9 protein-coding genes are annotated in these 7247 nt (G+C 74.5%); 2 read left to right on the forward strand and 7 right to left on the reverse strand.

The features are described 5' to 3' along the window. The first annotated feature begins 66 nt into the window (after positions 1–66). The gene (locus tag ACTHMS_RS02600; RefSeq protein ID WP_440305118.1) at positions 67–609 is read left to right on the forward strand and encodes a CAP domain-containing protein; all 543 of its coding nucleotides are present in this window, start codon (positions 67–69) and stop codon (positions 607–609) included. Positions 610–722: 113 nt separating this feature from the next. Here the strand turns inward: ACTHMS_RS02600 and ACTHMS_RS02605 are convergent, their stop codons facing one another. Continuing rightward, a complete protein-coding gene (locus ACTHMS_RS02605; protein WP_440305119.1) occupies positions 723–1484 on the reverse strand; it encodes an SDR family oxidoreductase in 762 nt (253 codons plus the stop codon). Next, the gene (ilvD, locus tag ACTHMS_RS02610) at positions 1481–3172 is read right to left on the reverse strand and encodes a dihydroxy-acid dehydratase (protein WP_440305120.1); all 1692 of its coding nucleotides are present in this window, start codon (positions 3170–3172) and stop codon (positions 1481–1483) included. The genes ACTHMS_RS02605 and ilvD overlap by 4 nt, the downstream gene beginning before the upstream one ends. A gap of 29 nt (positions 3173–3201) precedes the next feature. Here ilvD and ACTHMS_RS02615 point away from each other — a divergent pair, with 29 nt between their 5' ends. Further along, positions 3202–3828: a PH domain-containing protein gene (locus ACTHMS_RS02615; protein WP_440305121.1), complete on the forward strand. Its 627-nt coding sequence runs from the start codon at positions 3202–3204 to the stop codon at positions 3826–3828. Here ACTHMS_RS02615 and ACTHMS_RS02620 read toward each other — a convergent pair. The 5 genes from ACTHMS_RS02620 to ACTHMS_RS02640 form a co-directional block, all read right to left on the reverse strand. After that, entirely contained in the window at positions 3825–4739 is a 915-nt protein-coding gene (locus ACTHMS_RS02620) for a 2-hydroxyacid dehydrogenase (protein WP_440305122.1), read from the reverse strand. The two genes, ACTHMS_RS02615 and ACTHMS_RS02620, sit on opposite strands and share 4 nt — an antisense overlap. A gap of 20 nt (positions 4740–4759) precedes the next feature. After that, positions 4760–5491 (reverse strand): MIP/aquaporin family protein, encoded by a 732-nt coding sequence (locus tag ACTHMS_RS02625; protein WP_440305123.1) that lies wholly within the window; start codon positions 5489–5491, stop codon positions 4760–4762. Positions 5492–5548: 57 nt separating this feature from the next. Continuing rightward, positions 5549–6304, reverse strand: a complete 756-nt coding sequence (locus ACTHMS_RS02630) for an adenosylcobinamide-GDP ribazoletransferase (RefSeq protein ID WP_440305124.1) — start codon at positions 6302–6304, stop codon at positions 5549–5551. A gap of 10 nt (positions 6305–6314) precedes the next feature. Next, positions 6315–6842 (reverse strand): bifunctional adenosylcobinamide kinase/adenosylcobinamide-phosphate guanylyltransferase, encoded by a 528-nt coding sequence (gene cobU, locus ACTHMS_RS02635; protein ID WP_440305125.1) that lies wholly within the window; start codon positions 6840–6842, stop codon positions 6315–6317. Next, positions 6839–7247 (reverse strand): nicotinate-nucleotide--dimethylbenzimidazole phosphoribosyltransferase (locus ACTHMS_RS02640; RefSeq protein WP_440305126.1); only part of this gene is annotated, 409 nt, incomplete at its 5' end. The genes cobU and ACTHMS_RS02640, both read right to left, overlap by 4 nt.

The following is a 7247-nucleotide window of genomic DNA, read 5'->3' on the forward strand; positions in this document are numbered from 1 at the left end:
AAGACGTCGCGGAGCGAGGGGGACCCGTCCGCCCGCTCCACCATGCTTCGTCCAGGAGATCCCCCGATGCCCAGCCGCGTCCTCCGCCTGCTCTCCGCGTCCCGCCGGCGACTGCTCGTCGTCCTCGCCCTCGTCGCCGCCCTGCTCGGCCCGCTGGTCACCGCACCCGCCCAGGCGGGCGCCATGGTGCCGATCGAGCGGGTCTGGGCCGGCGTCATCCTGCGCACCCTCAACCTCGAACGCGCCCTGCACGGCCTGCCCGCCCTGCACGTCGCGCCGCGGCTGGTCGTCTCGGCCCGGCGGCACGACCTCGCCATGGCGCGCGCGAACACGATGTCGCACCAGTTGCCCGGCGAGGCGCCCCTGACCACCCGCGTCAGCCGCACCGGCTACCGCTGGCACTGGGTCGGCGAGAACGTCGCGTGGAACTCCGACATCTCCGCCGCAGGTCTGCTGCTGCTGCAGCACATCATGTACAACGAGCTGCCGCCGGAGAACGGGCACCGCCTCAACATCCTCAGCCCGAACTACAAGCAGGTCGGCATCGACGTCTACATCGACCGCAGCAACGGCAAGGTCTGGATGACCGAGGACTTCGGCGCCCACTGACCCCTGGCGCCCGGACGGTGACGGATCCGTCCGTCGGGTGACGGATCGGCGCGTCCGGTGATGGCGTGTCGTGCCGTCACCGGACGCCGTGATCCGTCACCCGGCGAGGGCCGTCAGCGGGCGGCGAGCCAGTCGGCCCAGGTGGTGGTGCCGCGCTCGACCGGGACGTCCGCGCCGGCGTCGCCGGTGAGCAGGGCGCCCGCGGTGACCGCGGCACTGCCCTTGCCCGGGACGCGCACCCGGCGGACGGCGCCGGTGCGGCCCAGCGCGCGATGCACATCGGTCAGCAGCTCGGCGCCGTCGAGCACCTGCGGGCCGCCGAACTCGGTGACTCCCCCGGCCGGTCCGGCGGCGACCCGGCGCACGAGCGACGCCGCGAAGTCGGCGGGCGCGTTCGGCTCGAAGCGCCACCCGGCCGGCGCGAGCAGCAGCGGCCCGAGCCGGGCCTTCGTTCCGAGGCCCCACAGCAGGTCGTGGAACTGCGTCGCGCGGGCCAGCGTGAACGGCACCCCGGACGCGGCGACCTGCGCCTCGACCGCCTGCTTGACCTTGTAGTACGGCATCGCGACGCGGTCGCTGCCGACGATCGAGACGTAGACGACGTGCCCCACGCCGTGCATGCGGGCGTGCTTGAGCAGCTGCGCCGTGCCGCGGACGTCGACGGCCTGCATGCGTCCGGACGTCGCGGCGTGCACGACGGCGTCGACACCGCGCACGGCGTCGACGACCCCGCGCCCGTCGGCCAGGTCGCCGATGATGTGCCCCTCGCCGGCGCGCCGGCTCAGGACACGCACCGTGTGCCCCTCGGCCCGCAGCCCGGCGACGAGTGGTCGGCCGAGCCGGCCGGTGCCGCCGGTGACGAGCACCGTGCTCATCCGCAGATCGCGCCCTGCGCCGCCGAGCCGACCAGCTTCTGGTACTTGCCGAGCACGCCGTGGTCGAAGCGCGGCGGCAGCGGCTTCCACTCCGCCCTGCGGCGCTCGAGCTCGGCGTCGTCGACGAGCAGGTCGAGCGTGCGCGCGGCGAGGTCGAGCCGGATGCGGTCGCCGTCGGCGACGAGCGCGATCGGGCCGCCGAACGCCGCCTCGGGCGCGATGTGCCCGATGCACAGGCCGGTCGTGCCGCCCGAGAAACGGCCGTCGGTGAGCAGCAGGACGTCCTTGCCCAGCCCCGCACCCTTGATGGCGCCGGTGATCGCGAGCATCTCGCGCATGCCCGGGCCACCCTTCGGGCCCTCCCACCTGATGACGACGACGTCGTTCGCCTTGAGCTCGCCCGCGGCGAGGGCGTCCATCGCCGGCTGCTCGGTGTCGAAGACCCGGGCGGTGCCCTCGAAGACGTCGGTGTCGAAGCCGGCGCTCTTCACGACCGCGCCGTCGGGCGCGAGCGAGCCCTTGAGGATCGTGATGCCGCCCGTCTTGTGGATCGGGTCGGACAGCGCGTGGATGATCTTGCCGTCGGGGTCGGGCGGCGCGATGTCGGCGAGGTTCTCGGCGAGTGTGCGGCCCGTGACGGTGAGGCAGTCGCCGTGCAGCAGCCCCGCGTCCAGCAGCGCCTTCATGACCACCGGCACGCCACCGATGCGGTCGACGTCGGTCATCACGTAGCGGCCGAACGGCTTCACGTCGGCCAGGTGCGGCACCTTGTCGCCGATGCGGTTGAAGTCGTCGAGGGTGAGGTCGACCTTCGCCTCGTACGCGATCGCGAGCAGGTGCAGCACCGCGTTGGTCGAGCCGCCGAGCGCCATCACCAGCGTGATCGCGTTCTCGAAGGCCTCCTTGGTCAGGATGCGGCGCGCGGTGATGCCGTGGTCGACGAGGTGCACGACGGCCTCGCCCGAGCGCTCGGCGTAGGCGTCACGGCGCGAGTCCGGCGCGGGCGGCGCGGCCGAGCCGGGCAGCGACAGGCCGAGCGCCTCGGCGGCGCTGGCCATCGTGTTGGCGGTGTACATGCCGCCGCACGCGCCCTCGCCGGGGCAGATCGCCTTCTCGATCTCGGTGACCTCCTCGCGGGACATGCGTCCGGCGAGGCAGGCGCCGACGGCCTCGAAGGCGTCGATGATCGTGACGTCGCGGCCCTGGTAGCGACCGGGCAACGTCGAGCCGGCGTAAAGGAAGGTCGTGGCGACATCGAGCCGGGCGGCCGCCATGAGCATGCCGGGGATCGACTTGTCGCAGCCCGCGAGCAGCACCGCCCCGTCGAGCTGCTCGGCGCGGAACACCGTCTCGACCGAGTCGGCGATCACCTCGCGGCTGACCAGCGAGTAGTGCATGCCGTCGTGGCCCATCGAGATGCCGTCACTGACCGAGATGGTGCCGAACTCCATCGGGAAGCCGTCGGCCCCGCGCACGCCCTCCTTGGCCCGTTTGGCCAGCCGGTCGAGCGACATGTTGCAGGGCGTGATCTCGTTCCAGCTGGACGCGACGCCGATCTGCGGCTTGCGGAAGTCGTCGTCGCCCATGCCGACGGCGCGGAGCATGCCGCGTGCCGCGGCCCGCTCGATGCCGTCGGTGACGACGCTGCTGTGTGGCTTGCGATGCTGACGGGGCTCCGAGCTGCTCACGGGAGGAATCTACGCGTTACCGTCGAGGCATGAGCGAGGCGGCGACCGACGAGCCCACGGGTGCCGTGGCGCACCCCACGGCGGCCGGCGCGACCCCGGCGACCACGACGCCGGTGCCGCCGCCGACGCAGCGACCGGCCGTCCCGACACCCACCGTCATCGCGACCGGCACCGGGCTGCAGGTGGTGCCCGAGCCGGGCGACGTGACGTCGGCGGTCTTCCGGCTCCCCCGCACCGCCTACCTGATCGTGCTGTTCGTGCTGTTCGGCGCGGCCCCGGTGGCGTTCACGTCCGGCGGGCTCGGGCACGACTCGAACGGCGGCCTGGTCGGCTCGCAGGCGGCGATCTCGTGGCAGACGACGGTGCTGATCATCCCGGTGCTCGTCGCCGTCTTCATCGCCCGGTGGGCGACGTTCGTCGACGACCGCGGCATCCGCGTGCGCGTCGCGTTCGGCAGCCGGCTGCTCGCCTGGGACGAGGTGCGCGGCCTCGCCGTCGAGGGACGCACCGTCTACGCCGTCGTCGACGGCGGGGCCGTGCGGCTGCCGTGCGTGCACGTGAACCAGCTCGCACAGTTGGCGCGGGCGTCGGCGGGCCGGCTGCCGCAGCTGCGCGACCCGAAGCTCAAGGCCGCGCCGTCGCGGCGCCGGCGCTAGCGGCCCTCGACCACCACGTTCTGCAGCGGCTCGCCGCGCACGTACCGCTCGACCTGCTCGCGGACGAGCCGGTAGGCGCGCTGCTGCCAGCCGATCGTGCCGCCGCCGACGTGCGGGGTGAGCAGCAGGTTCGGCGCCTGCCAGAGCGGGTGCTCGGCAGGGAGCGGTTCGGGATCGGTGACGTCGAGGAACGCGCGCAGGCGTCCGCTGTCGAGCTCGTGCAGCAGCGCGTCGGTGTCGACGATCCGGCCACGGGCGACGTTCACCAGCACCGCGCCGTCCGGCAGTGCGGCGAGGAACTCGGTGTCGACGAGATGGTGCGTCGCGGTGCTCGCGGGCAGCGCGAGCACGACGGCGTCGGCCGTCGGCAGCAGTGCCGGCAGGTCGGCGACGGCGCGCACGTCGTCGCGGGCCGTGCGGGCGACGAGGGTCACCTCGGCGTCGAAGGCCTGCAGTGCGGACGCGACCCGGCGGCCGATGTCGCCCGCACCGACCACGACGACCCGGCGGCCGGTGACGCCGGCGGTGTCGACCGGCTCCCACTCGGCCCGCCGCTGGGCGGCGAGGAACCGCGGGAGCTCGCGCAGGGTGGCGAGCAGTCCGGCGACGGCGAGCTCGGCGGTCGACGCGCCGTGCACCCCGCGTCCGTTGCAGAGGGTGACGCCCGGCGGCAGCAGCGGCTCCCACGCGTCGAAGCCGGCGGACGAGAGTTGGACGACCTTCAGCGCGGGCAGGCGGGTGAGCGCGTCGGCCGGCGGCGGTGGTGCGTCGTAGCGTCCGACGAAGAACTCGATCCGGTCGGCGCCCGCGGGCGGGTCGCCGGTGCCGTCCCAGACGACGACCTCGACGCCTGGCGGAAGGTCACCGACGTGCTCGGGTGCGTCCGGCGTGGGCAGGCTGATCGTCGGCACATCCCGACGCTAGCCGCCGGTCACGAGCTCGGGACGTTCGCCCCGGTCGGGTCGGTGAGGCCGTGGTCGGCGCCCGCCGGGGGCGCTTCGAGCAGCGGCACCACCAGCGCGGCGAGCGCGCCACCGATGAGCGTGGCCAGCAGGAACAGCCAGACGTGCGACAGCGGCGTGCCGCCGTGGAACAGGGCCGGGCCCAGCGACCGGGCCGGGTTCACCGAGGTGCCGTCGAGCGGGATGCCGACGAAGTGGATGACCGTGAGCACGAGACCGATCGCCAGCCCGGCGAAGCCCGGCGCGGCCGCGCGGCCGGTCACGAGCAGCACGACGAACACGAGCAGGAACGTCAGCACGATCTCGAGGACGAAGGCGCCGGGGCCGCTGATCGAGGTGCCCCAGTCGTTCGTCCCGAGCCCGCCGGTCTGGTCCTTGACCTTCCCGAAGCTCGAGACCATCAGCTTGAGCAGCGCGGCGCCGACGATGCCGCCGAGCACCTGCGCCACCCAGTAGGTGACCGCCTTCTCGACCGTCATGCCCTTGCGCAGCAGCACGCCGAGCGTCACCGCCGGGTTGACGTGGCAGCCCGACGTCGGCCCGATCGCGTAGGCCAGGGCGAGCAGCACGAAGCCGAAGGCGAGTGCCACGCCCGGGGCACCGATCTTGTCGAACCCGAAGACGGCGGAGCCGACGGCGAAGAAGACCAGCACCAGCGTGCCGACGAACTCGGCCAGCGGCTCACGGAAATTCGAGGACATGGTTCGCCTCCACCGGTCGTGTGCGACGGATCGCAGACCCGCAGCGGGCCCTACGGGTCAGGACACGATGAACCCGACGAGGGTCAGCGCGGTCGCCAGCTCGACGAGCGCGCCGAACACGTCGCCGGTCACGCCGCCGAGGCGACGGGTGGTGTGGGCGCGGAAGAGGGCCGCGACACCGAGGGCCACGACCTGCGCGACGACCCAGCCGGCGATCGGGGCGTCGGCGAGCGCCGCGCATGCCGCGCCCAGCGCAAGGGTCGCCGCCGTGAGCACGGCCGCCGCGGTCGCCGGCGTGCGGCCCGCAACGAGGGCGCCGAAGCCGTCCGGCCGTGCGGACGGGACACCCGGCAGGCATGCGTGCACCACCGCGAGCCGGCCCGTCGCCGCAGCGGTGACCAGCGCCGCCAGCGGCACCCAGCGGCCGGCGCCCGCCAGCGCGGACAGCGCCGCGACGTCGGCGACCACCAGGAGCACGAGCGTCACCACGCCGAACGGGCCGATGTCCGAGCGGCGCATGATCTCCAACGCCCGCCGAGGCTCGGCCCGGCTGCCGAGACCGTCGGCGGTGTCGGCGAGCCCGTCGAGGTGCAGCCCCCGCGTGAGCAGCGCGAGGGTGGCGACCGCGAGCACCGCCGCCGGCAGACCCGCGCCCGGCGCGCGCCACAGCACGAGCGCGACGACCAGCCCGGCGACGGCGCCGAGCGCGCCGCCGAGCAGCGGCAGCCACAGCACCACCCGCGGCGACACCGCGCGGCGGTGCCACGCAGCGGGCACCGGAACGGCGGTGAACATCGTCAGCGCGGTGATCACGCGAACGGGCTCACTTCAGCCGCAGCGGCAGGCCGGCGACGACGAGGAACACCTCGTCGGCGGCCGCCGCCAGCGCCTGGTTCAGCAGGCCGAGGCTGTCGCGGAAGAGGCGACCGGACGCCGTGTCCGGCACCACGCCCAGCCCGACCTCGTCACTGACCGCCACGACGTCGCGCGTCGTCGCCGCCCACGCCGCCACGAGCGCGTCGACCGCCACCTCCAGCCCGGCGTCGGCGCCCGGCGCCTCGCGCCACAGGCCGACGACATCCATCGTCGCGGCGAGCCAGGCGGTGATCGAGTCGACCAGGGCCGATGGGCCGTCGCTGCGCAGCGCGCCGGGCAGGTCCTGCGTCTCGACGGTGCGCCAGTGGTCGGGACGGCGCGCCCGATGGCGTTCGACCCGGGCATCCCACTCGGGGTCGTCCGGCACGCTCGGCGCCGTCGCGATGTAGTCGACCGCGGTCCGGGCGGCGAGCCGGCCCTCGGCGAAGGCCGACTTGCCCGAGCGTGCGCCGCCGAGCACGAGGACGGTCGTCATTCCTTCTCGGTGACGCCGGCGCTGTCGAAGGTGGCGACGTCGCGCAGCACGCGCGCCGCGCTCTGCACGAGCGAGAGCGCGAGCACCGCGCCCGAGCCCTCGCCGAGACGCAGGTCGAGGTCGACGAGCGGTCGCAGGCCGAGGTGCTCCAGGGCGCGCGATGCGCCAGGCTCGGCCGACCGGTGGCCGGCGATCATCGCCCCGACCGCGTCGGGTGCGAGCGCCGCGGCGACCAGGGCGGCGGCGCCCGCGATGACGCCGTCGAGGATCACCGGCACACGCGCGGCCGCGGCGCCGAGCAGGAAGCCGGCCAGGGCGGCGTGCTCGAGGCCGCCGACGGCCGCGAGGGCGCCGACGGGGTCGGCCGGGTCGGGCCGGTGCAGCGCGAGCGCCGCCTCGACGACC

Origin of the sequence: Jatrophihabitans sp. (genome assembly GCF_051960575.1) — a bacterium.
In the GTDB taxonomy this organism is placed as follows: domain Bacteria; phylum Actinomycetota; class Actinomycetes; order Mycobacteriales; family Jatrophihabitantaceae; genus JBQCEE01.